The sequence below is a fragment of the Caballeronia jiangsuensis genome, from assembly GCF_046030135.1.
GTDB lineage: Bacteria > Pseudomonadota > Gammaproteobacteria > Burkholderiales > Burkholderiaceae > Caballeronia > Caballeronia jiangsuensis.
In genome coordinates, this window is the sequence record NZ_JAQQDB010000006.1 from 20,822 (window position 1) to 45,399 (window position 24,578).

19 protein-coding genes and 1 pseudogene are annotated in these 24,578 nt (G+C 58.4%); 12 read left to right on the forward strand and 8 right to left on the reverse strand.

Annotated elements, in window-relative coordinates; genetic code table 11:
* Positions 1–3 precede the first annotated feature (3 nt).
* Positions 4–1,329, forward strand: coding sequence for an MFS transporter (locus PQR08_RS07985; protein WP_250485945.1), 1,326 nt, complete (start codon positions 4–6; stop codon positions 1,327–1,329).
* Between the two features lie 2 nt (positions 1,330–1,331).
* Entirely contained in the window at positions 1,332–2,264 is a 933-nt protein-coding gene (locus tag PQR08_RS07990) for an amidohydrolase family protein (RefSeq protein ID WP_250485858.1), read from the forward strand.
* Positions 2,265–2,677: 413 nt separating this feature from the next.
* Here PQR08_RS07990 and PQR08_RS07995 read toward each other — a convergent pair.
* From PQR08_RS07995 to PQR08_RS08005, 3 genes and pseudogenes are all read right to left on the reverse strand, one after another.
* Positions 2,678–2,800, reverse strand: a pseudogene (locus tag PQR08_RS07995) (IS5/IS1182 family transposase); the annotation flags it as partial.
* Between the two features lie 831 nt (positions 2,801–3,631).
* A complete protein-coding gene (locus PQR08_RS08000; protein WP_250485946.1) occupies positions 3,632–5,410 on the reverse strand; it encodes a winged helix-turn-helix domain-containing protein in 1,779 nt (592 codons plus the stop codon).
* Positions 5,407–6,822, reverse strand: coding sequence for an MFS transporter (locus tag PQR08_RS08005; RefSeq protein WP_250485859.1), 1,416 nt, complete (start codon positions 6,820–6,822; stop codon positions 5,407–5,409). The genes PQR08_RS08000 and PQR08_RS08005 overlap by 4 nt, the downstream gene beginning before the upstream one ends.
* Positions 6,823–6,902: 80 nt before the next feature.
* Between PQR08_RS08005 and PQR08_RS08010 the strand changes: the two genes are divergently transcribed.
* The 3 genes from PQR08_RS08010 to PQR08_RS08020 all read left to right on the forward strand — a co-directional run bounded on the left by PQR08_RS08010 (position 6,903) and on the right by PQR08_RS08020 (position 12,291).
* Positions 6,903–7,475, forward strand: a complete 573-nt coding sequence (locus tag PQR08_RS08010; RefSeq protein WP_238210579.1) for a hypothetical protein — start codon at positions 6,903–6,905, stop codon at positions 7,473–7,475.
* Between the two features lie 912 nt (positions 7,476–8,387).
* Entirely contained in the window at positions 8,388–8,834 is a 447-nt protein-coding gene (locus tag PQR08_RS08015; RefSeq protein ID WP_238294667.1) for a YybH family protein, read from the forward strand.
* 136 nt (positions 8,835–8,970) lie between these two features.
* Positions 8,971–12,291: an adenylate/guanylate cyclase domain-containing protein gene (locus tag PQR08_RS08020; protein ID WP_284509106.1), complete on the forward strand. Its 3,321-nt coding sequence runs from the start codon at positions 8,971–8,973 to the stop codon at positions 12,289–12,291.
* A 658-nt stretch (positions 12,292–12,949) separates the two neighbouring features.
* Here PQR08_RS08020 and PQR08_RS08025 read toward each other — a convergent pair.
* Positions 12,950–14,350: an FAD-dependent oxidoreductase gene (locus tag PQR08_RS08025; protein ID WP_250485861.1), complete on the reverse strand. Its 1,401-nt coding sequence runs from the start codon at positions 14,348–14,350 to the stop codon at positions 12,950–12,952.
* Positions 14,351–15,180: 830 nt separating this feature from the next.
* On the opposite strand from PQR08_RS08025, the gene PQR08_RS08030 reads away from it, so the two are divergent.
* The 4 genes from PQR08_RS08030 (at position 15,181) to PQR08_RS08045 (ending at position 17,857) form a co-directional block, all read left to right on the forward strand.
* Positions 15,181–15,531 carry a BON domain-containing protein gene (locus PQR08_RS08030; protein ID WP_250485862.1) on the forward strand — a complete coding sequence of 117 codons (351 nt, stop codon included), beginning with the start codon at positions 15,181–15,183 and terminating at the stop codon, positions 15,529–15,531.
* 30 nt (positions 15,532–15,561) lie between these two features.
* Positions 15,562–15,903 carry a hypothetical protein gene (locus PQR08_RS08035; RefSeq protein WP_250485863.1) on the forward strand — a complete coding sequence of 114 codons (342 nt, stop codon included), beginning with the start codon at positions 15,562–15,564 and terminating at the stop codon, positions 15,901–15,903.
* A gap of 74 nt (positions 15,904–15,977) precedes the next feature.
* A complete protein-coding gene (locus tag PQR08_RS08040) occupies positions 15,978–16,811 on the forward strand; it encodes an alpha/beta fold hydrolase (protein WP_250485864.1) in 834 nt (277 codons plus the stop codon).
* Positions 16,812–16,975: 164 nt separating this feature from the next.
* On the forward strand, positions 16,976–17,857 hold the full coding sequence (locus PQR08_RS08045) for an MBL fold metallo-hydrolase (RefSeq protein WP_250485865.1): 882 nt from the start codon (positions 16,976–16,978) through the stop codon (positions 17,855–17,857).
* Positions 17,858–17,946: 89 nt separating this feature from the next.
* On the opposite strand, the gene PQR08_RS08050 is transcribed toward PQR08_RS08045, so the two are convergent.
* Positions 17,947–18,753: a helix-turn-helix domain-containing protein gene (locus PQR08_RS08050; RefSeq protein WP_250485866.1), complete on the reverse strand. Its 807-nt coding sequence runs from the start codon at positions 18,751–18,753 to the stop codon at positions 17,947–17,949.
* Positions 18,754–19,423: 670 nt separating this feature from the next.
* Here PQR08_RS08050 and PQR08_RS08055 point away from each other — a divergent pair.
* Positions 19,424–20,839 (forward strand): aminotransferase-like domain-containing protein, encoded by a 1,416-nt coding sequence (locus tag PQR08_RS08055; protein ID WP_250485867.1) that lies wholly within the window; start codon positions 19,424–19,426, stop codon positions 20,837–20,839.
* 90 nt (positions 20,840–20,929) lie between these two features.
* On the opposite strand, the gene PQR08_RS08060 is transcribed toward PQR08_RS08055, so the two are convergent.
* Positions 20,930–21,175, reverse strand: a complete 246-nt coding sequence (locus tag PQR08_RS08060) for a DUF4148 domain-containing protein (protein ID WP_309297560.1) — start codon at positions 21,173–21,175, stop codon at positions 20,930–20,932.
* Between the two features lie 404 nt (positions 21,176–21,579).
* Positions 21,580–21,921: a winged helix-turn-helix transcriptional regulator gene (locus tag PQR08_RS08065; protein WP_238218534.1), complete on the reverse strand. Its 342-nt coding sequence runs from the start codon at positions 21,919–21,921 to the stop codon at positions 21,580–21,582.
* An 82-nt stretch (positions 21,922–22,003) separates the two neighbouring features.
* Between PQR08_RS08065 and PQR08_RS08070 the strand changes: the two genes are divergently transcribed.
* Positions 22,004–22,753 carry an SDR family NAD(P)-dependent oxidoreductase gene (locus PQR08_RS08070; protein WP_250485868.1) on the forward strand — a complete coding sequence of 250 codons (750 nt, stop codon included), beginning with the start codon at positions 22,004–22,006 and terminating at the stop codon, positions 22,751–22,753.
* A gap of 118 nt (positions 22,754–22,871) precedes the next feature.
* The gene (locus PQR08_RS08075; RefSeq protein WP_250485869.1) at positions 22,872–23,075 is read left to right on the forward strand and encodes a hypothetical protein; all 204 of its coding nucleotides are present in this window, start codon (positions 22,872–22,874) and stop codon (positions 23,073–23,075) included.
* A 410-nt stretch (positions 23,076–23,485) separates the two neighbouring features.
* Here PQR08_RS08075 and PQR08_RS08080 read toward each other — a convergent pair whose 3' ends face one another.
* Positions 23,486–24,544: a porin gene (locus PQR08_RS08080; RefSeq protein ID WP_250485870.1), complete on the reverse strand. Its 1,059-nt coding sequence runs from the start codon at positions 24,542–24,544 to the stop codon at positions 23,486–23,488.
* Between the last annotated feature and the right edge of the window lie 34 nt (positions 24,545–24,578).

The window sequence follows — 24,578 nt, forward strand, 5'->3', positions numbered from 1 at the left end:
AACATGCAAGCTACCGGTGTCATGGCGAAATCGGACATTGAGCGCCGCACCATACGGAAGGTCGTATGGCGGCTGATTCCCTTCCTGATGATCTGCTATCTTCTGGCGTTCATCGACCGCGGCAACGTGGGCATGGCGTCGTTGCAGATGAATCATGACCTCGGCATGTCGGCGAGGGTGTTCGGATTCGGCAGCAGCCTGTTCTTCATCTCGTACTTCTTCTGCGAAGTGCCGAGCAATATGGCGCTGCAAAAGTACGGCGCGCGCATCTGGATTGCCCGCATCATGATTACGTGGGGCATCGTGTCGGCGGCAACGGCGCTGGTACATAACGCGACGACGTTCTACATCCTTCGCTTCTTGCTCGGTGCTGCCGAGGCGGGGTTTTTTCCTGGAGTGTTGCTGTATCTATCGTACTGGATTCCTGCTTCATATCGGGCGCGCATTGTCGCCACGTTCATGGTCGCGATCCCGGCCGCGAGCTTCATCGGCTCACCCATTTCCGCGGCGCTGCTGCAGATGGACGGGTTTTGGGGGATGCGCGGCTGGCACTGGCTCTTCATCCTCGAAGGCATTCCCACGGTGCTGCTCGGCGTTGTCTGCCTGTTTGTCCTGACGAACAAACCTGCTGATGCAAAGTGGCTCCAGGACGACGAACGGCAGTGGCTCGTCGATGCGCTCGCCAGTGAGACCAAGGCACCCAAGAAGGTGCTCGACATGCCGCTGACGAAGCTCTTTCGCAATCGCTATGTGTTGTGTCTGGCGCTCGTTGATACCTGCGCTTCGGCTGCCGGCAGCACGTTGTCGGTATGGCAGCCTCAGTTGCTGAAGTCGTTCGGTCTGTCAGTCATGCAAACGGGTCTCATCAATTCGATTCCCTACGCAGTGGCATCTGTCCTGATGGTCTATTGGGGTCGCCGTTCCGACCGTTCGGGAGAACGTCGCTGGCACACTGTCGTGCCGATGCTTCTGATTGGTGGCGGGCTGTTTGCAACCTCGCTGAGCGGCTCGCTCGTGCCGACGATTTTCATGCTGTGCGCAGTGCTCGTGGGTGCTTATTCCTTCAAGGGGCCTTTCTGGGCGCTTGCCACGGACATGTTGTCTAACAGCGCGGTTGCAGCGGGCCTCGCGACCATCAACGCGATCGCCAACCTTCTCGGCGGCGGGCTGATGGTCAATGTGTATGGATGGGTCAAGGAAGCGACGGGCAGCTACGCGTTGGCGCTGATGCCGCTCGCGGTCCTCACGCTCGTCAGCGTCGCAACGCTCTTAATGCTGACGCGCAACGGACAGACGAAACACCTGGCACGCAAGACGGAGACCGTCTGACCATGCAAAAAGCGACCAGACGAGGTTTCCTCAAGATGGGTGGGGCGCTGATGGCAGCGTCGACGTTGCCGACGTATGTCCAGGCGATCGAAACATGGTCCAGCGGGTCTGAGCCGCCCTCGTTCCGACTGCCTGCCGGAGCCGTCGATTGTCATATGCATATCTACGACGATCGTTTTCCTAGTGCCCCCGGAACGACGCTGCGGCCGCCCAATGCAACGGTGGAGCAGTATCGTCTGCTGCAGGCTCGTCTTGGCGTTGACCGAAATGTCGTTGTGACGCCGTCGACCTATGGAACCGACAATCGCTGCACGCTGGATGTGCTCAAGCGCTTCGGAAGCAACGCACGCGGCGTGGCGGTCGTAGACACGTCGGTAAGCGACAAGGAGTTGCACGAACTTCACGCGGGCGGCATTCGAGCAATACGGTTCAATCTCAGTTATCCCGGCGCAACAACGGTGAATATGCTGGCGCCGCTCGCGGCGCGAATCGCTGAGATGAAGTGGCATATCGAACTCGTTGTGCAAGGCGTCCGGCTGCCTGAGCTGGAAAGTCATCTCTCGGCGCTCCCTTGTCCGCTGGTGATCGACCATATCGCGCATGTTCCCGAGCCAGGCGGTCTCTCGTCGGAGGCACTCCGCACGGCGCAGCGCCTCGTCGACCAAGGCAACACATTCACTACTCTGTCGGGCCCCTATGTCGATACGAAGACCGGGGCGCCCGCTTACGCAGATGTTGCGCCTGTCGCGAAAACGCTAATCAGCATGGCACCCGAGCGAATGCTCTGGGGCACCGACTGGCCGCATCCGACTGAGAAAGGCGCCAAGCCAGATGACGCAAGTCTTCTCGACACTATCGCCGGGTGGATCGGCAGATCGGACTGGCAGCAGAAGATCTTTGTAGACAACCCCGCGAGGCTTTATGGGTTCGACTAGTAGCCAGCGGCGTTTCGTGAGGACGTGCTGCCCGAATTCCTGAATAGCGCGAGTGCACTGTTATTCGAATAATGATTTGTTCTGGTAGCTTCAGTACACACGGCTCGCGTGAATGCGGCTCGACGTCGTAACGACCCGAGTGCCTGGAACTCGCCGCTTTCAGACGCTGATGAGGGCAGACGTCTAGTGGCCGAGTTGGGTCGATTGCGGGCAATCGCGTACGCGAATCCGACGTGAATGCGGTAGATGGCGGGGCGGCGACGGTTGGTGGTCTAACAGGCTGTTGAAATATCCCTTCTTGAATGCGCTCGCTCACTCGAAAGAGCCAACGCGACCTAGAATCCAAACTAATTTGACGCCGAACTTCGTTGATTCAGGTGCTGCTAATGTCGCATTCTCCTGCGCGTTCGCGCTCATGCCGCCCGAGCGGCCAGCGTTCGCATGCGCGTCAGGTTGTAGGCTGCCTGAGTCAGCAGAAAGAGTTGGTCGACGCGCTACAGACCTCGATACATCGCCTGCTGAATCCTCCCGACTGTTCAACTACAGTCGAATCGGTCGCAACGGTTCTCTTCAATCTCAGCGATCCCATTGACGGTCTTGGGTCGGGAGGATCGTATTCGTCAAACGTGACGCCCGCCTGTCGCAGTTCGCTAACGGTTGCCTCGATGTCGTCGACTTCCCAGCCCATTTGCGTGTGAGCGCCAGAGGCCGACCCGCATGACCCGGAATACGGCAACTACAACGCCCGTGCAGGAGCAAAGATACGTGTTAAATAGCTAACCCAATTGTTTGAACCCACAATTGAGTTATTCGGTGGCGTTCACTCTTGCGTACGGCACAGTCACGGCGCTCGCATATGTGTGGAAGTGCGCGACACGTATATGGCGGGACCCGACATGGCCCGCTCATCATTTGACGCCGGCTCAACCGAGCGTGCTTCAGCTTTTCTTCAGGTTTCGTCGATGGTCTTCGTGTGCAGCTCGGGGCATCCTGACTCTGCGAGGCGCGAAGTCAAGGGCCACCTCAGGCGTCCTCTACGCGCCGACGTCCACGGCTGGTCTCTCGACAGGCGTGCCGAATCCGGAACCGGAGTAAGTCGAAATGAAAATGATCCAAGTCGTAACGGTTGTCGCAGCGATGGTCGTCTCGTGCCACGTTTGGGCGCAAGACGGACCGTCGGCCCAGCAGCCTCAATCAACGCAGTCCGCAAAGGATATCGGCGGGGTCGCTGATACGTCGGTCACGAGCTCAGGTTCGCTTTCGTCCCTGGACCGAGGTTATTCTAGTCCTGGCGATTCGGCCCGGTCGAGTGAGATGCGCGTGCGGTCTGATACGTTTCGCCATCACTGAACGGTCGCACGGAAAAGTCAGTGGCCGATGCGCCGTTCGACATTGCGGAAACGTCCCATCGAACGGAAACGCCTAAACCACGCGTTCGTGCGTAGCTCGCAGAGCAGGGGCGAGCGTTCCGCGAGCGCGACTTCGAGCCAATGGAACATTTCGTCCGGCCTCTCGAGCCGCGCGTAGATTTCGGCAAGCAGGAAAGGCGAGGTGTAGCGGTTTCGTCGTCTCGCCAGCAAATCCTGTAAGTACCATTCGAGGACTTTTTTATAACCACCGGAACACCACACTGTCCGAATCGCCTCGGCACGGGCGAATTCATTGCAGCGCGTGAGCGCGTCGATGGTTGCGTCGATCGCTTCCTCGAAATGCTCCTCGACCTCGAAAGCGGTCGCGAGCAGTTGATAAATGAGCGGCGAACTCGGGCCGTGCCCCGCGCTGAGATACTCGCGAATCACTTCGTCATACCGGCCCGACTGCACGAGCCCGAAAACACGCGAACCTTCGAATCCGAGGGGATCGACTCTTTCCGCGAGTTCAAACTGGGCGCGTCCTTCCGCCTCTCGGCCGAGCACGAGCAACAGTCGCGCATAGAGGCGGCTGGTTTCAGCGTGACTCGGATTCAGACGCAGCGCCGCGAGAAACTCCTCTTCCGCGCGGCGCCAGTCCCAGTCGTAGAAGTAATGAACGCCCGCGAGGGCCTGATGCGCCTCGGGAAGGCTTGGGTCCAGCTCCAAGGCGCGCAGTGCCGCTTCGCGCGCTTTCGGATACCCCTGCGAGGGCGCGTAGAAGCCATGCGTCGCCGTGGAGCCGTAGATGTTCGACATCCCCACGTAGCCCAGTGCATAGGTCGGGTCGAGATCCAGCGCGGTCTCGAAGTAGCTGTGTGCACGGATGAAGTCCTCGTCGTTCAGCGCATGATGCGCGGCGAAGCCGGCATCGAAATGCACGCGGCGCGTCCAGTAGTAGCGACCGCGCAGATACGCGTCGTGCGCGGCCGGATCGATCGGCAGCCTGCGTGACAACCTGTGTTGCTGCCGCTCGGCGAGCGCGGGCGAGACTTCCTTCGCGAGCGCTGCGCCAACCTCCTTTTGAATATCGAGCGCGCCTCTCGCCATCGGCTCGTGCGCGCAGCCCAGGAGCTGCACTTGATCGAAGGAGCGAATCAATTGCGCCAGAATGCGAACCCGTCCGCCTTCGCGCATCAGCGATCCTTCCAGCACATAGTCGACATTGAGCTCGTGGGCAATCTGGGCGATGCTCTTGTTGGCCCGCTGATAGCGAGCGGCCGTGGTGCGCGCGATCACCAGGATCCGCTGCGGATCGAGCATGCCGACATTCGCGGAGGTCTCGTCAGCGAGCGCGGCGCAAAAGCTGTCGAGGCTGGTGTCGTCGCTGTTGTTCTCGAACGGCAAAACCAGGACGCGGATCGGAGCGGCGGATGCCGCAGCAGGCGCGGCTTCCGCGCCCGGCTCCCCGGCCACCGCTCGAATGCCTTCCAGGCGGTAGCCCTTGCCCTTGACTGTGATCAGATAGCGCGGGACGTCGGGGTCTTCGTCGAGCGCGATACGGATCTTTCGGATGGCTGTGTTGATGCTCGTGTCGGTGTCACGGTACGCGTTCGCGCCCCACAGCGCCCGCACGATGTCCGCGCGCGTGACGAGCTGCCCGTTGCGCGATGCCATCAGGATCAGCAGCTCCATCGGCAGACGTTCGAGCTTGACCGGTTCGCCGCGGCGCCGCAACTCGTAGCGGCGCATGTCCAGCTCGACGTCTTCCATGTCTGCGGGGCCGGGCGTGTTCATGGGCGCTCTCTCAGGGGCGATCGTATGTTCACATTCGTTGCGTCGGCCGACCGGGCGTTGCGCGCCATCCCGAACGATGCGGCGAACGACAGCAGCGCGCACGCCACCATGACGAGCGCGGGCGAAGCGCGCAGTCGCGCATCCAGAAGATTTGCCGCGAGTGGTGTCAGCCCGAGCGCCAGGGTGAGCCCGAGATTCATCGCGGTGGCGACGCCGCTGAACCGGACGTCGAGCGGAAACGATTCGGCGATCGCGCAAGCGTACGTTCCGTTCGCCAGTGAAGCGATGACCCCGGCCATTACATATAGCGCGGAGAGGTTGCACGAACGATTCGTCACCGCGATGAAAAAGACAGGCGCGAAGAGTGCGGACAGAATCGTCCCGAGTCTGAACACTTGGCGGCGGGACACGCGGTCGCCGAGATGCGATGTAACGAGGATGCACGCCGCAACGGAGATGAGATAGCTGATTTGAGCGTCGATAATCTGGGCCTGCTCATAGCGGAGTCCACGAAGATAGGTCGGTAGATAACCGAGCAAAATGCCGCTTGACGCACCTACCAGAAGGCACGCGCCCGTGCCCGTCACCAGCCGCGTGAAATGTCGACGGAAGAGCGTATTGAAGGGCTCACGATGGCGCGCGCTGACGGCGCGCGCGTACTCGTCGGTTTCGGCGAGACGCCTGCGTATCGAGAAGCTCAGTAGACCGATCATGCCGCCGATGAGAAAGCCGAGCCGCCAGCCGTAATCGTCCATCTGAAGGGGAGCAAGCGACTTTTGCACGACAAGATTGACGCAGGTCGCGAGGAGCAGGGCGAGATTGACGGCGACGAACACGATGCCGCATAGGAACCCTGGCCGTGCGCGGGCGGTTTCCACCGCATAGACGACGGCACCCGGGAGTTCTCCGCCGAGACACAATCCCTGAATCAGTCGCAGCAGCACGAGAAGCACGGGCGCGGCGATGCCCCAGTCGGAATATGTAGGAAGCACTCCAATGAGGAAGGTCGCAACGGACGCGATCATCGCGGACGACAGAAAAGCGATGCGCCGGCCATACAGATCGCCCAGGCAGCCAAACACGATGCCGCCGACAGGTCTCGACAGATAGCCGATAGCAAGCACCATGAACGACAGCATCTCGCCGGATGTGCCCGCGTGCCTAGAGAAAAATGCGGCGCCAATGTTGCGGGCGAAGAAGCCATAGATCACGAAATCGAAGACTTCGAGTGCGCCACCTGTACTGGCCACCAGTATGGTCCAGCGCTGGCGGGCAGTCATGGCCATCGTGGTTCGTGAACGGTTGTATGCTTTTCTCGACACGAGGCGCCCCCATTGATGCCGGCGTTCGGTTGCGATTAAGAGTAGGGCAGTTTTCTTCCTTCCGACGCCTGAAAAGCGCCCGTCATTCATGATTTCTTCATCGTGTCTCCATTGTTCGTCACCCGCCGCCGCCGCAGTATGGATAAAGGTCGATGACAAAGGGGATTTAAATGAAACACCGATTCTCGAGTGCTTACGCGGCGTTGGCCGGCGCATTGCTCCTCTCTGGCGGCGTCGCACACGCCGATGATCACCAGTGCTCGAACGCTACCCTGAGAGGGACATACGCCTTCGCCGCTCACGGTTCGCTGGTAGGCATCATTGTTGGCGGAACGATCTATCCGTACGCGAGTCCTCAACTGATCGACGGCGTAGCCGTACAGACGTTCGATGGCAGAGGATCGTTCACGCGCAAGGACTTCCTGATGAACACCGGCATGGCGCGACCGGGCGCGGCCAATTCCGCCGGCTTCGCGCAAGGGCAGACCGGCACGTATCAGGTGAATAGTGACTGCACGGGTTCGATGCACATCGAGTTTCCGGGAGCACCGCAGGCAGGTGCGATACTCGATGTTCAGATCGTCGTCGAGCGTGATGGTCGCGTCATCAGAGGGGTGCTGAGCCGTGAGCAGGTTCCCGGCTCGATGCCATCGGGAAACGGCACGCCATGCGGCTCTCCATGCCTGCTTGCGCCGCAGATCAGTCTGGAAGGAACCCGGGGGGACTTCGAATCATGGAGGTAAGGTTCGATCGATCAGTTGGAAACGCCGAGCTTACTTCTATGCATGCTGGCGGCATTGCTGCGCGTGATCGATCCCGCCGCCACATGTGCCCCACGTGAAGGATCAGTCCTACGCCGGGCCCGTGACGTGGGATGTCAGCTATGGCCCGGATAACAGGCAGGGGCCGACATTGTCACACCCGGACGCGCTCGCCTTGACGCCGCGTGTTGACTTGTTCCATGTGCACGGATGCAGCTGTCATTTGCTCTGGCACGCGCGCGAGTCCAGCAGGACAAAGCCAATCGGTGGCTGCGCGAAGTTGCGATCGACCTGTTCGCGGACCCGGCGATGCGAACGCCCAAAGCGAAGCCTGCGCAAAAGAGCGCGTAGTTCGAAAACGACATCATCGAGCGGCCTGATCCAGTCGATCGAGCGAGGATATGAATGGATTCGGCGCCAAGAGCTAACGCTCTGAGGTGTCGTCGTTCGGACACTCGGAGGTCGGTTCCATCTCGCAAGCGGCCGTTGACGGCGCGCCACCCTGAACGTCAGTTGCGGGTCGGCTGCTGCCTGACGCGGACGATCAATGGGCCGTTACCCCCATGCTCTGTCGGGCCGATCTCGGCGATCTTCAGGGATTTCCCGGGCCGGCTGGAGGCGGTCCGACGGATCGACCTCAACCACATCGGCTATGTCGTACCGCCGAGATGAGGTCGGCGCTAGGCTGTAAACCGTCCGGCCATGCGCTACCTTGATCGTTTATCTCCGAGTTAATTGATTACGGGAACGCCCGGTTTCTATACTCCACACGCAGACGGGCGACTGGCATCGAAACGCTTGCCGGCGCGAGCCGAATGCGCGCATGGGGTTTCCTCTAACCCTGCGCCCTGACCCATTGTCCAGTTCTGCGACTTCGCCATTTGGAGCTACGTGATGAACAAGTTCACAAGACAATTGGCCGCGTGCGCAGTATTGGCGCTTGCAGCTTCGCAAACGGCGCTGGCGCAGCACGACAAGGCGGTCGATCAGGCGAACACGGCCTGGAACACGGCTTTCAACCAGAGAGATGCTCACGGGCTCGCCAACATGTACGACAAGAACGCGGTGGTCTCGCCAGGCAACGGAACGACCGTTCAGGGACGCGCCGATATCGAAAAGCTCTTCAAGAGCTATTTCGACGCCGGCGTACACGATCATACGATTGACGTCGTGCAGGCAAACCGCGTCGGCAACGTGATGTACGAGACCGCGAACTGGACGGCCGTTGCGGAAAAGGATGGCAAGAAGACCCCATACAAAGGCGTTCTGGTAAAGGTCATGACCAAGGGCGCCGATGGAAAATGGCGCACAACCGCGCATACGTGGAACGCGGCGCAATGAGCGACGGGCGATAACGTCGAGCAGGAGCCGTGTGGCCGAACTCGACGCGCAAGCGGTCAAAGCGTTGCCGCGGGAGATCGTTCTGTCAGCGGTTCCCTTCGGTTCGCGAGGAGCGACCTGGAAGATCACGTAACCTATGGAATGCCCATCCTGCAAGACTGTCTTTCTTCATGGCAACAGGTTCTGCGTCGAGTGCGGTGAACTGCTGCCGGTCGAGTGTCCGTCCTGTAAACATCCGAATTCGCCGCACGCGAAGTTCTGTGGAGGCTGCGGTAGCCGGCTGAATGTCGGCGCACCCACTGCATGTGTCGAGGCACCGGCAACCGTGCTGCCAACGCCCTCGGCGGAACGGCGGCAAGTGTCCGTGATGTTCAGCGATCTCGTCGGCTCAACGGCGCTCGCTACGCAACTCGACCCGGAAGATCTCCATGATGTGATCAACGCGTATCACACATGCGTCGCGGATGCGGTCAGCTCTTTTGGCGGCTTCGTCGCGAAGTACATGGGCGATGGCGTCCTGATCTACTTCGGTTATCCGCGCGCGCACGAGGACGATGCTGAACGGGCAGTGCGGGCTGCCCTCGCCATCATCGAGGCCTGCTCTCTCAAGGCGTCGGGTCATGCGCCCGGTCGGCTTCAGGTGCGCGTCGGCATCGCAACTGGACTCGTGGTCATCGGCGATCTGATCGGCGCGGGCGAAGCTCAAGAGCGGGGCATCGTCGGCGAGACACCCAACCTGGCGGCTCGAATGCAAGCCCTGGCGGAACCCGACGCGGTCGTCATCGAGCCGCAGACACGCCTGATTCTCGGAAACCTGTTCGAATACCGCGACCTCGGCAAAGTGCAGGTCAAAGGCTTTGCGCAAGCGCTTCAGGCATTCCAGGTCATCGGACTGAGCGCCATCGATAGTCGATTCGAAGCCCTTCATTCGACGGACCTCACGCCGCTCGTTGGGCGCGACGAAGAGACACGATTGCTCCTTCGCCGATGGGAGAAGGCCAAAAGCGGCTGCGGCCAGGTTGTGCTGATATCCGGCGAGGCGGGGATCGGCAAGTCGCGCATGGCCGCTGCAATTCTTCGACGGATCGGTGAGGAAGCGCACACCCGCTTGCGCTATTTCTGTTCTCCGCATCACGTGGATAGCGCGTTTTATCCGATCATTCACCAACTCGAGCGGGCCGCAGCTTTCCAGCGCGACGATGATGCGCGCTCGAAGGTCGATAAGCTCGACGCCCTGCTTTCGCGCGCAACGGCTACGGCGGAAGACAGCCGGCTCATCGCCGATCTGCTGTTGCTGCCCGATATTGGACGGCATCCGGAAGTTCATCTTAGCCCGCCGCAACGCAAGCAGAGGACGATCGACGCGCTTCTGCGGCAACTCGACGGTCTTTCCCGACGGGAACCCGTGGTGCACATCTTCGAGGACATTCACTGGATCGATCCGACGAGCTTCGAGGCGCTGGATCGGACGGTCGAGCATATACGCCAGTTACCCGTGCTGCTCCTCATGACTTTCCGGCCGGAGTTCGACCCGCCGTGGGTCGGCCAGCCGCACGTTACGATGATGGCGTTGCGCCGGCTCGAGCAGGACGATGTCTCGGTACTCGTCGATACGATTGCGGGCGGCACGGTGCTACCGCCAGAGATCGTCAGTGAAATCGTCGAGCGCACAGATGGGGTTCCGCTCTTTGTCGAGGAGTTGACGAAGGCCGTAGTCGAAGCCGGCTTCGATGGACTTGAAGCCGCCAATACGCTGTCCAGAACGCCGGCTCGCACCATTCCGGCGACCTTGCACGCGTCGCTGATGGGCCGTCTCGACCGGCTCGGTCAGGCGAAGGAGCTTGCTCAAATCGGCGCGGCAATCGGGCGCGAATTTCCCTACGATCTGCTGGCTGCGGTGGCGTCGCTATCCGAGCCGGCGTTGCGCGCGGGCGTGAATCAACTCGTCGCGTCGGGTCTGGTCTTCGGCCGTGGCGTGCCGCCCGAAGCATCCTATCTCTTCAAACATGCGCTCTTGCAAGATGCCGCCTACGGCACCCTGTTACGCCGGACGCGCCAGCAATTGCATGCACGGATCGCCGAGGTGCTCGAACAGCGCTTTCCGGAAAGGGTGGCCCGCGAGCCGGAGCTGCTGGGACGCCACTTTTCCGAAGCGCAACGGCCGGATCGTGCCGCGGGTTATTGGCTCAAGGCGGGAAAGAAAAGCGCCGAAACCTCGGCAAATCTGGAGGCGATCAGGCATCTTGCCCGAGCGCTCGAGTCGGTGAGAATGCTTCCGGAGAGCCCTGAGCGGGATCGGCAGGAACTTACCATACAGAGCACGATCGGGACTCCACTGATCGCTGTCTACGGCTACGCCGGGCAGGAAACGGGCGTGGCCTTCGACCGGGCGCGTATCCTCGGCGAACGACTCGGAGACGCCGGCGCCCTGTTCGCGACGCTCAGCGGGCAGTGGGCCTTTCACTTCGTGCGTGGTGATCACGACATGATGCGGCAACTGGCCGACGAGGCACGACGCACGTCTCAACAGATGGCCGATGAAGCGCTCCAGTTGGCGGGGTATCGGTTGGCCGGGCTCAACGCCATATATTTCGGGCGGTTCGTGGAGGCCCGATACGCGTTCGAGACGATCTTGCGTATCTATGACGCGACCCGGCATCGCCCTCAGCCCGTGCATTACATCCATGATCCGAAGTTCTATGCGCTGGCCTATCTGCCGGTCATCTACTGGGTTCTCGGGCACCCGGAGCAGGCGAGAAGCTGGCAAGCAAAAGCATTCGAATATGCGGCTGAATTGAATCAGGCGACGCTCGCGACTCACGTGAAAATATACGGCGGAGCAGGACTCGACGAACTGCGCTTCGACGCAAGCGCCGTACGCGCTCATGCCGACGCCATCGTCGATCTCGCGGATCAACACAATCTGCGCTACTTCCGGCTGAGCGGCCTGATCTTGCGGGGCTGGACGATGGCGCAGGCCGGAGCGGGTGAGGAGGGCCTTGCGCTGATGCGTCGGAGTTGCACGGAGCGCCTTGCAATGGGTGTCAGCTGGTATCAGAGCCGATACCTGTGCATGCTGGCGGCCACCTCCCTGCAACAGCGCCGCCCCGACGAAGGCCTGGCGGCCCTCGCGGAAGCCAGAAACCTCGGGACGCGCACCGACGAGCACATGTGGGAGGCGGAGCTCAGGCGTATGGAAGGCGAGCTCTGGCGGATGAAGGGCGCTCCGTCGGCCGAGGTCGAGGGACATTTCCAGGCGGCGCTTGCAATCGCCCGCGACCAGTACGCCAAGTCATTCGAATTACGGGCTGCAATCAGTCTCGCCCGTTTGTGGCGTGATGAGGGAAGCCACGCCGACGCGGGTCGAGTGCTTCTCGCTCCGATTTACAACTCATTTACTGAAGGATTCGACACACCTGATTTAAGGGAAGCGAAAGGACTGCTGGGTGAAAAATAGTGTATCCATCCGTGCGAGCAGATGGCGGGTCGGGCTTGTCGCTTCTCGCCGATCCGCCAATCAAGGGCACTCGAATTGCGGCACGGGCTTTCACCGCGAGGAGCCACGTCCCGCCATCCACCGAGTCCGCGGAAAGCATGATTAGTCCACCCAGCGAAAAAGATCTGGTGCAAACTGCGCGTCTGCGCTAAAGCCGTCTCACGCTTTGCCAAACCTTCGCTGAAGGCACTTCGGTCTAACAAGACCGCTGCCGTGACTAGTTCCTCTGGTTAGCTACCCTTCTAACGTCGAATACCTTACCAGCAGGAATACCGCCGAGTGCGCAGGTTTGGAGGCACATCGGTTGGTGGGCCTCGATCTGCGGTCTTCGGCAACCGGCCAAGAAGTGACGATGGCTTGCGTCGCCCCTTGGACATTTGGCAATCGGCTTCGGCTCGCAAACAGCCACTCGACGTGAAAAAGCAAAGTGCGTTGCAAATGCCAACCGGCTACCACAGGTCAGAACCCGTCGACGCCACCGGATGGCATTCGCAACGACAGCGTACGGCGCGGCAGGGGCGATTCCTTATAAGGTGGAATAAAGCCTTGCCGTACAGGCAGGTTCAGCGTTTAAGGAGGGCCATACAACGAACATAAACCCACTCTATACATGCCGAACTTAGTTTCCTCGTGCTGGAACCTCCGCGAATAACAGATTCAGCCCCTCCGCCAAGGTTGGATGTGCCAGCGGGGCATCGCGGATAACTGTATAAGGTAACTTCCCGAGCATTGCGATCTGCACCGTAGACACAACCTCTCCTGCTTCGCTGCCAAGCATCGCGAAACCGAGAATCTGATCTGAGTCGGCGGCAACCAAAACCTTCATGAAGCCCCGGGTGTCAGAATTGGTCCGCGCGCGTGGCACAGCGCTCATTGGCAGCCTCGCAATACGAACCGGAATGCCCTGCGCCGCTGCTTCCCTTTCATTTAGTCCAATGCGGCTCAATTCCGGTTCAATGAACATCGCGTAGGGAATCACGCGTTCGCGCGTTGTCTTATCGCTGCCTTTCATTTGAGCAATCAGTACGCGGTAATCATCGAATGATGCGTGCGTGAACATTGGCGTACCAGCAACTTCCCCAATCGCGAAGACTCCGAGCGCTGTCGTGCGCAGACGCTCGTCGACTTTGATAAAGCCTCGCGCATCAGTCTCGACGCCCGCCATATCTAGTCCGATGTTCCGCGTGTTTGGCACCCTTCCCGTCGCGACTAAGATATGCGAGCCGCGTATGCGCACGCCGTCCCCTAGGAGCACCTGCACCGCGTCGCCCGAGCGTCCCGATATTGACTCGATCGCGACATTCGTTCGGATTTCGATTCCGTCTGCCATGAATGCGGCGGCGATCGCGCTGCTGACATCTTCATCTTCGCGCACCGCCACTCGTGATTCTCGTTGCAGCACCGTCACCTTCGCACCGAGCCGTCGGAAGGCCTGCGCCATCTCGAGTCCGATATACCCACCACCAATTACGATCAGATGCTCGGGCACTTGTTCAACTTGCAGTGCTTCAACATGGGTCAGCGGAGCCGCTTCGCGCAGACCCGGCAAAGCAGGCACATCGGCCTGCGTGCCTGTGTTGATATAGACGCGCTCGCCTTCAAGAACGCGCGAAGCGCCATTGTTTAGCTGCACGTTGATCCTGCGCGGACCTTCGAACTTTCCGTTGCCAAGCACAAGCTCCACGCCCGCCGCCTCGAAGCCATTCCGATTCACGTCGATGAGTTCCTCGACGATCCCTTTTACGCGCGCCCGCACGTAATGCATGTCGACGCGGGCTGGGCCTGTTTCGATGCCAAAGTCGTTGGCATGCATTACCGCGTGTGCGATGCGCCCACTTCGTATTAGCGCCTTTGTTGGTATGCAGGCGACGTTAATACAGGAGCCGCCGATCATTCCCCGCTCGATCACAGCGACGCGCTTGCCAGATTTTGCAAGCTCAATCGCGAGTGACTTTCCACCTTTTCCGCCACCTAGAAACAAAAAGTCAAACATTTCGACATGACCGTCAATGTTCTGCATGATGGACTCCTTGACGTTTTTATGAGAACTCGTCACCGTGGCTAACAATCCAAACCCCTTGTAGACCTGCTCCACGGACATCGGATCACTGTTCTTAACATGGCTTCAGATCCCTTTCGAACCGGACACAGCGCCACCCTTTCCGAGACCGCCATGCGCGTGATCTACACGCGAACTAGCAGTGCGCCCAGCTTTCTTTACCGCGACAAGTGTCCTCCTGGTTCGGACTTCGTGCGGGATAGAACGTCACTTTGAGTATCCCGGCCCAGCAGTTCTGTGGCTATTAGATCCGCACGGACCTCGCCACGAGAAATCGGTGCCACGTTAGTTTGAGGGTAGGCGAGAATGGGAAATCAAGTGCTAGAGCGATCCTGATGATCCAGGTATATGGCTTTCATTGCACAGTTCCTCAGGAGACGCGCCTCCCTGGCGCGTAACTCCAACTGTAGGCGCGAACGCCCTTCGTTGAAATGCTCGTTAGTCTCAGAAGACTACTCGCTCTGCTCAAGTGCTGGCGGTCAAGGCAATAACATTCCGTGTCGGCGTCATTGCGAGCGAGGGCATCCGCCTACATGCTTTTTGACGGCGCAACATCGATGAACATAGCCCATCGCCTGTTGGGCCACTCAGGTTTGTAGATCTTCGTGGCCAACATTGCCCGGTGGCCATTTTTTGACGATTCGGGGACCGGAAAGACTTCATCGTGCGAATTTGCAAGACTGATCGTGCACGCAGTCCTAAAGTCAAAGTCCTGCAGACCGAAATGGCCGTAATGGTGCCGGAGGTTGAAACGAACGGCGAACCTGTGGCTACTGGCGATGGAGTGAATCATGAAAGTCCGGAAGATCTTCGCAATCGCGACGGCAACGCTCGTTTTCATCGCATGCGGAAATGCCCTCGCACAGGACACCGGTGGTTCGGCGCAACCAACGCCGCAAGGGCAATCCCGGTCTGACGTCAGAAAAGCGAACCATAGCCTCAGCAACCGCGTTGAGCGTGCCCTATCAAAGGGTGGTGTTCAGACTACCAATGTGAACGTTTTAGCTAAGGGCGGCGCCGTTGTACTGACCGGTAGCGTTGCCGACCAGTCCCAAATCGACACGGCGTCTAGGGTGGCACAAAACGTCCAAGACGTGACGTCGGTTTCAAACCGTTTGACCATACGAGCGGGTGGTCAATGATTAGGTTGCGGGTTCAGCCTCAGTTAGATAATGACCTATCTGACTAGGCCTCCACAAAGCGCTGTTTGGCTTCGTTCGCGGCGCGGTGCGTTAGACATCGCCAACCATGCGCTTAAGGATTTGGCTTTCGAACCTCTTTGCTCTTATGTGACTGCGAGCCTGTCCTTCACGCGCATGTATATTTTGGGCCAGGAACAAGCCCCCATGGACTTCAACCCAATCATGGCCTGCGAGAAAAGTGAAACCTCACGCCTACTACTGTCGTCGCGCGTGCAGGCCATGATCCACGTCGAACTGCGATCAGCCAAAAAGCAACTGCCAGCAGGCGGTTGGTCGTTGCCGTGCGAATTCGATAAAGCGATTCAGGTGTGATATCGACCCCGCTAGCGCCGCCCTAGACTGTCTCCATAGCAGCATATGAATTTCATCTATACTTGGAGCTAACGATGGACGGTTTCATAACCTTGCACGATCAAACCAAGATTTTCTACAAAGATTGGGGTACAGGGCAGCCGATCGTTTTCCACCATGGATGGCCCTTAAGCGCTGATGATTGGGACAACCAGCTCCTTTTCTTTCTTGAGCATGGCTATCGTGTCATAGCGCACGACCGACGCGGTCATGGCCGCTCGACACAGACGGCAACTGGCAACGATATGGATACGTACGCAGCCGACGTCGCGGAACTGACCAGTGCTCTCGAACTATCCGACGCGATCCACATTGGTCATTCAACCGGCGGGGGAGAAGTCGCGCATTACGTAGCGCGCGCTGAAGCAGGGCGAGTCGCTAAGGCGGTCCTCATATCAGCCGTTCCGCCGGTGATGGTCAGGTCCGAGAAGAATCCTGGAGGTCTTCCGTTAGGCGTCTTCGACGACCTCAGGGCGCAGCTAAAGCAGAGTCGCGCGCAGTTCTACCTGGACATTGCCTCGGGCCCTTTCTACGGTTTCAATCGCCCCAATGCGGCCGTCTCCGAAGGGGTGACACGGAACTGGTGGAGGCAAGCAATGATGGGAGGGGCGAAAGCGCAATATGACTGCATCAAAGCATTTTCAGAAACGGATTTTACGGAAGATCTGAAAAAGATTGAGGTACCCGTACTCGTCATGCACGGCGACGATGACCAGATCGTGCCATACCCCGACTCTGCTCCGTTGTCCATCAAGTTGCTAAAGAACGCCCGTCTCAAAACTTACGAGGGCTACCCACACGGTATGTTTACAACCCACGCTGACGAGATAAATGCAGAAATCCTGAAGTTCGTTGAAGGCGAAGGCTGATGATGAGACTAAGACCAATTGATGCATGACGACTAGCATCTCTAGCAGCTGACCAACTTTCGAGAGCTTGCCCCATGTCGACCGCAAACGCACATACAATGTCCCGGCGTAAGTTTTGCCTGTGTTGCGCATCGGCAGCCGGTCTTGCCGCTACTGGATGCTGGTTGACACCGTCGCAAGCATTCGCCGAGGCACAAAATCTCGTTGATGCCTTCCGCGATGAGGCAGCTAAAGCAAAAATACAAGTTCACAGGCTTCGCGGCAATATTGCTGTGCTAGAGGGGTCCGGCGGAAACATCGCGGTACTGACTGGTCGCGATGGGAAAGTGTTTATCGACGCTGGTATTACGGGCAGTAGACCGCGATTGCTGGAGGCTGCCAACGGACTGAGCCATGAGCCGATCTCCCACCTCATCAACACCCACTGGCACTTCGATCACACGGACGGTAACCAATGGCTCGCTGAGGAAGGCGCAGCCATCATCGCTCATGTGAATACGCATAAGTATCTGCAGTCGGCGCACCGAGTCGACGATTGGGATTTCCTTTTTCCGTCCTCACCACTTGCCGCCATCCCGACCCAAGTATTTACGTCAGAGCTTGCCCTCCACCTCAATTCGCAAGCGATTCAGCTGCGATACTACAAACCGGCGCACACCGATAGCGACATCTCGGTGCATTTCACGAATGCGGACGTGTTTCATTGCGGCGACACTTTCTGGAACGGGATTTATCCCTTTATTGATTATTCGACTGGTGGAAGTATCAACGGCCTCATTGATGCCGCGACGTTGAACGTCTCATCGGTTTCGGATAAGACGATCGTAATTCCTGGGCACGCGAACCCGGTAGGCAATCGACAGCAACTTATCACCTTTCGAGACATGTTGAGTGGGATACGAGACAACGTTTCGAAGTTAAAACAGCAGGGCCGTACTGTAGAGGAGGTCGTCGCCGCCAAGCCCACCGCCGCCTTCGACCCTGTCTGGGGGAATGGTCCCGTCGGCCCTGATTTCTTTGCAAGACTGGTTTATCACGGCGTCTAGATCGCTAGGTGCTACATCCCGACCCGTCGAAACCGGGCCGTTAACCGTCTCTGACGCCCAGGCTTTTTATCGTCACGTCGTGTCGACAACTAGAGGTCGTCTTCTTGGTCGGCCGCCAGCGGCGTTGCGCCCCGTCCTTGCTCGCGGATGATTGGAGCTTGCCGCCATCGACCTGGCGTGACGCCGACAACTTTTCGGAAGACCGTCGTGAAGTGAGCTTGTGAGCTAAACCCGGCAGTGAACGCCACCTGAACTAGGGGCATTTTGCCTTCCGTCAGCAGCATTTTCGAAAGCTCGATTCGCCTCGCCATGAGAAATGAGTGCGGGCTTCGGCCAGTCGCTTTTCTAAACTGCGCCGCAAAATGCATCCGACTAAGACCAGCATGCTTTGCGATTTCATCGAGTGAGAGATCGTCGCCGACATGATCTTCGATAAACTTTATCGCACGAGCAAGGCGCCATGGCGCAAGACCGCCGCGGTTGCGACCTGGGTCCGAGTCCGGTTCGAATCCCATGGCCCTTGCAAGGGCTGCCATTGCAAGGCTCCGCAAAAAGAGACTACCAAACTGTCCCTGCAACTCGCTTTCTCTATATAACACTTCTCCCAATTTGGCCATGACTAGGTCCGAGGCGTAGGCAGGATCGGTCATTCGGTAGTCTGACGGAAGCCTTGATTGCTCAACCTCTTCATAGGCGCTGGCGACCACCGAAAGAGGAACGAACAAATGAATGGCTTCAATCGGCTTTCGAAAGCTGAGTTCGATCTTTTCGCCGGGCGAAGTGATCTGCGTCCCCCCATAACCCACTATCCCGTTGGCGACGCGGCGACCGTTTCTAAAACAGACTACTACCGCACTGCATAAGAGGATCTCAATCGTAAAGTGCGAATCGAGCACGGGGGCGCAGTAACGTCTCTCGTCGTCGCTCGTGTCGCGCCAAAAACCTACAAGTATTGTCTCCGACGAGTTCGTCGCCCCTAGCTCGGCGCCTGAGCGCCACGAATTCTCATCGAGCAGCCGTGCTCGTGTCAGTTGTGGACCTGAGTGGGAGGACGAGCCCGATCCTGTGGAAGCTTGCATAAGCACACCTCATACATAGGACTACGGAGTAATGGTATTGTCGGCGCGTTGCAGTGCCGACGGCGGCAATGGCTAACCGGATTTCACAGGCGTGAAATCGCCGGCTCGGTCGTCGAGCTTGGAGAAACGCGCTGAGTTTGAAGTCGCCTGCGGGAATTTGGAGAATCAGGTCGTCGGGGGTGGGCAGGTCGAACCGAACGTCGAATCCGTGTCGGTCGCTGCGCAGAACCGTTGCTCCTGCATCTCACATTAGGACATCGAACGTAGAATGCAAGCAATTTTTTAAAATTGAATGGATTGCGTCTCGTGATTCCCCATTTTTGTGCATACAATAACCAGCGACGGGTGCTAGATAAAGCGGCGGCTGTGGGAACACCAAGTCCGGGGGCTTGAATCTGTCCCTTCGACAGTGGCTTTGAACTCGAATTGAATGTACGGCGAGTTGAAATGTTGCATACAATGAAGCATTGCTTCATACGAGGTTGGTATGGCTCACAAATTGCTATGGGCACCGATGCTCCGCGGCACGGAAGGTCCGACTTACCTGGCTATAGCGAAAGCGGTCGAAGATAGCATCGGGAGCGGCGAACTTAAGGTGGGGGATCGCCTACCACCGCAGCGCGCGCTTGCAGCTACGCTTGGGATCGATTTCACCACGGTTAGCAGGGGCTACGCTGAAGCTCAGCGCCGGGGCTTGCTGGAAGCACAGGTTGGACGGGGCACGTACGTTAAGGCATCGAAATCGCCCGCTTTCGTTGCGAGCAGCATATCTACCGTCGATATGCTCATCAATCACCCGCCACTGTTTCAAAATCCCGCGCTAGAAAAAAAGATTCGCGAAAGCTTGGAGTCCTCAGTCAGTGATCGTGGCATGGAGTTGCTGATGCGTTACCAAACGCCGAACGGGGCGAGGAGGGACCGCATAGCCGGCGCCGCATGGCTCGAACCGCGCATTCCGACTCTTGATCCCGATCGCGTTTTGGTTTGCCCCGGAGTACAAGGCGGGTTACTTGCAACAACGATGATGCTGGCGCGCCCCGGCGAAACGGTATGTGTCGAATCTCTTACGTACCCCGGCTACTTGTTGTTAGCTCGCGAGCTTGGCGTCCGCGTTGTGCCTGTACAGATGGATGAGCAAGGCGCGATTCCTGAATCGTTAGACGAGGTTTGTGTAAGGGATCGCCCCAAGGCGTTTTATTGCACCCCGAGTCTTCATAATCCAACTGCGATCACGATGCCGATACAACGGCGAGAGGAAATTGTCGAAGTGGCACGACGACATGGCTTGCCGATCATCGAAGACGACAATTATTGGCCTTGCCTCGTACGGACAAGCCGTGACAGGTCTTTGCTGTCTACAGCGCCCAGTTTGGCGTCGCTCGCGCCGGAGCTTGTTTACTATATGTCCGGTCTTTCCAAATGCGTTTCCCCAGCGCTCCGGATTGCATTCTTAATTGTTCCGGACGCGACAGCCGTCGAGCGGGCTGCGGTCGTTCTTCGGGCAACCGCAACGATGGCCGCTCCGCTAACTGCTTCTATTGCGACGCACTGGATCGAAACGGGCTTAGCCGAAGAAACGGTCCGCGCAATTTGTGCTGAAGGCGACGCACGTCAAGCTATAGCCGTCCGAGCCTTGGGTCCTGACATTCACCACAAGCCAGATGGCGGCTTTCATATGTGGCTACCATTGCAACCGCCGTGGACGGTTCTCGCTTTCTCAACGCAATTGCGTCTGTCTGGCATCTGGGTCGCAGGGACGGACGCATTCTCCGCGGGAAATATGCCTGACGGTGTCCGTCTATGCTTGGGTGCCCCTGCGACACGGGGCGACTTTGAACTATGCTTGAATCGTGTTGCCGAAATTCTTCATATGCGCGCGTACCCTGTTAGTCAAGTCGTCTAACGGCGCGCTTTGAGCATGCAAGCCGCGTTCGGTGATTCGTGGCTAGGGGAATACCTTCGGCCGCTTTCCAGGGCGTCCTGGCGGAATTGATCAATGCATTCGAGACAGGCGAGCGTGCGCCGCTTGGATCGCAGCAGGGTAATCGGTTTGCTCTCCGTCGCCGACATGATAGCCAACGCTCTGCAGCGACCGAAGTTCTGCGCGAACCTGGTCTCGGGTTACCTGAGCTTGCGAGGACGTGGGCGAGCCGACAGATTCTGGATAATGAGGATCGCCATCCGCGAACGTGACCTGCGGGGCAATGGCGATCGCAAAGATCGAAAGATTCTTGCGCATGGAGACCTCAAAGGAGAGTGAGACATGCCATTGTTAGCTGCTGCCATACAGCGAATCTTTCCACATTGCACCGAGCGTTACACGAGCGCACTGAAGATCATTGGAGCGCTGTCGGCAGATACGTAAAGAGACGAACGCAACGCGGTCTTCCGAGACGGCGTTGTCAATAACAAGGACACCGGCACTCAAAAGCGTCGACACCCTTGGGAGTGGTCGCAGCGGACGCGTTGGTCCCAACTTCGATCAGCGCAGCCGAACCAGCCTGCCGTCCGAAAACTACGGCACAGTGCGATTTGGAAAGAACGGAGGCCACTTCGCGCTGATACTAAGGATGCGGGAACCGCTCGCTCTGGCGCCCCTCAGATGTTATGGATGGGTGGCTTCGCAGGCCGCAGCAGCAATGATCATCCGGTAGCCGACCGTAAGCCAATCACTTGCGACCGGTGCGACTCGCCCCAGTCGCAAAGAGGTTTTAAAGCTTCCGCAAGCGTGCGTCCTAGGTCGGTCATTATGTAGTCCACGCGAGGCGGGACCTCTTGATAGTCCCGGCGAACGATCACGCCGTCGTTGGTCAGTTCCCTCAACTGCTGGATGAGAACCTTTTCGCTGATGCCACCGATCAAGCGCCTCAGCTCACCGAAACGGCGCGGCTCCCCGCGTAAATGGTAGATGACAAGCGGCTTCCACTTACCACCGACTACTTCTAGCGCGACGTCGAGCCCGCAGCCGTCCAATCTCGATTCCATAATCGCACCCACTTACCTTTAGGTAGGTACTATCTTAACAGACGGTGTGAATAGATAATGCAGAACACTTCAGGAGTATGGAATGGCTAAGCTTGCAGGCAAGGTGGCGCTTATAACAGGCGCGAACAGCGGTATTGGGCTAGCAACCGCGAAACGGTTCTCAGCTGAGGGTGCGATTGTTTATATGACCGGGCGTCGCGAGGCCGAGCTCGAAAAGGCGGTGACCCAGGTTGGCGGACAAGCAAGAGGCGTCGCCGGTGACGTTGCCAATATGGAAGATCTTGACCGACTCTACAGCGTGATTCGCGAAGAGGTCGGGAGGATCGACGTGTTGTTCGCGAACGCGGGCGGCGGGGAGTTCGCAGCGCTTGGCGAAATAACCGAGGATCATTTTGATCGGACGTTCAGGATCAACGTGAAAGGGACGTTGTTCACTGTTCAAAAGGCCCTTCCACTGCTTGTGGACGGCGGCTCTATTATCTTGACTGGATCTACCGGTGCCACAACCGGTATCCCCGCGTTCAGCGTTTATTGTGCGACGAAGGCTGCAATCCGCAACTTCGCAAGAGGCTGGATCTTGGATTTAGCACCCCGGAAAATTCGCGTGAACGTGCTGGTGCCAGGCGCCACGTCGACGCCGGGTCTGCATAACCTCGCGCCGTCTCAGGAAGTGCATGGCGCGATGATGGCATCTTTTGAGACGGCGACGCCGCTTGGGCGCTTGGGTTCTCCTGATGAGACCGCGAACGCTGCCCTCTTTCTGGCCTCTGATGAAAGTAGCTTCGTAAATGGAAGCGAACTGTTCGTTGACGGCGGCTCCGCCCAAATCTAGTTCTCTGAGGACACGAAGCCACAGGCGGCTGTTTGGGCTAAGTCAGCGGTCCACCTATTGAAGTTAATTTTATGGTCTATTGGAATTTTGCAGGATAACGAATGGATGTTACGGGTCGATGGATGAGCCGGACGAGCGGTCGCCTGCAAAAGTTGAACGCGAGATTGCTGAATGCTGGCGACGTATAGATGATTGCCAGGAACAACTTATTATTGTTCGGTCAATCGGAAACAATACATTTGAACTGCAACGCGAGTTGGACCGATTGCAGGCGCATCGCACGCAACTCGAACAAACACGCGCGCTGTTGACGGCCCGGTAGTCGGACGTCGCTAGCCACTCAAGGCGACGATTCGATGTCCGATGGGAGGGCCCCTAGAGTTGCGGCACGGCTTCGCCCGAACGCATGACCGTCGGCGAATCGGAGCAGCTTGTTCGACACTGATGAACGGAGGTCACGCAAAACCGCCGGGGCGGTGTGTAAGGTCCTAAACGGACATACTTTCGATGGCCGTGATTGCCTTAGTCGTGATCATGCTTTGCCGCTTTTGCCTACACGCGTGGATGGCTTTCTCCTCAGCGACTGACGCTTGCTAAGATCGTCGATAGCCTAGCGCCATCCGATGGTCCGGCGCTAGAGAGAGAATCCGCGAGTCCAAGAACTGGATCATCGTTGAAGGCCGAATATCAAGCGTTCTGCGGACGTGGGTTTCGATGCCCTTCTGAAACAGCTTAGAAGAATTGATGGACGCCGACGCGCAGTGCTAACTGACTTCGGCTTGTCGACGGCAACAATAGCGGTATTGCCGCGTTCGCCGACCCATCAGCATGCTGATAAACGACTTGTGCATAAAGCGTCGTTCTCTTCGACGCTGTGAGGAGATCGCCGACGCCAGCTTGCAAATATCGGGTACCGTCCAGCCAAGATGCGTGCCCGCCGAGCGCCACGGTTTGGTTGCTTGCCATGCGCAAATTGACGCCTACTTCGACGTTGCGCATTCGAGTCGTCCGCGCTGACGACGCCAGATTTACTTGCGACAAAACCGCGTGCAAGGCGACAGACGGGCTGGCCGTATAATAGGTCGACAAGCCAAAGATGTCCTGTCTTTTCGCGACGAAAGTAGCCCCCTGGACAAGCGACTGCCCAAGGAACTCGGCTCGGCCAAGTCCGGAAACAAGTGGAACGGCATGATCCCGCCAACTGCTGTACACCAGCGAAAATCGTGCTGCGCCCTCGTCGTGAACGACGTCCATGCTAAGAATGCGGCCGGGCTGAATACCGCTTTCCGCTAGGCCGTAAATAACGCTCGCCTGTAGTCCAAACAAGCTGGGCGACGTATATCTCACCGAGTTATTGATTGAGTCGCCAAGGATTCCGAGGTTGTCGAGGTTGGCCAGATGGAAGAAATAAAACGATAAAAGATTTGACCCGTTCGAGTTCACCCGCAGCGCCTCGGCCGCGAGGTCCAGCTGACGGCCAAGGTACACGGTTCCATATTGTGGATGGGAGAGACCGACGTAGCTGAAGAAACCGTAGGCGCTCCCGGGGACTATAGCCTGTCCGTTGTTTGACCTGTACCCCTGCTGCATAGCGTAGAAAGCGGTGGCATGGTCGCCAAGATCTTCGCTGCCTCGCAGCCCGATAAAATCCGGTACTGCCGCCGGTGCAACTGTCGCAGTACGTTTTCCCAACGCGTTACTTGTGTAGGTAATACCCTCGTCGATGCTGCCGTAGATCGAGACATTGCTTTGAGCGTATGCTGTCGGCGCGAACGCACAGCCCAGGAACATGGTCGCACAGAGTGTCGCAATAAACCGCCGGGGT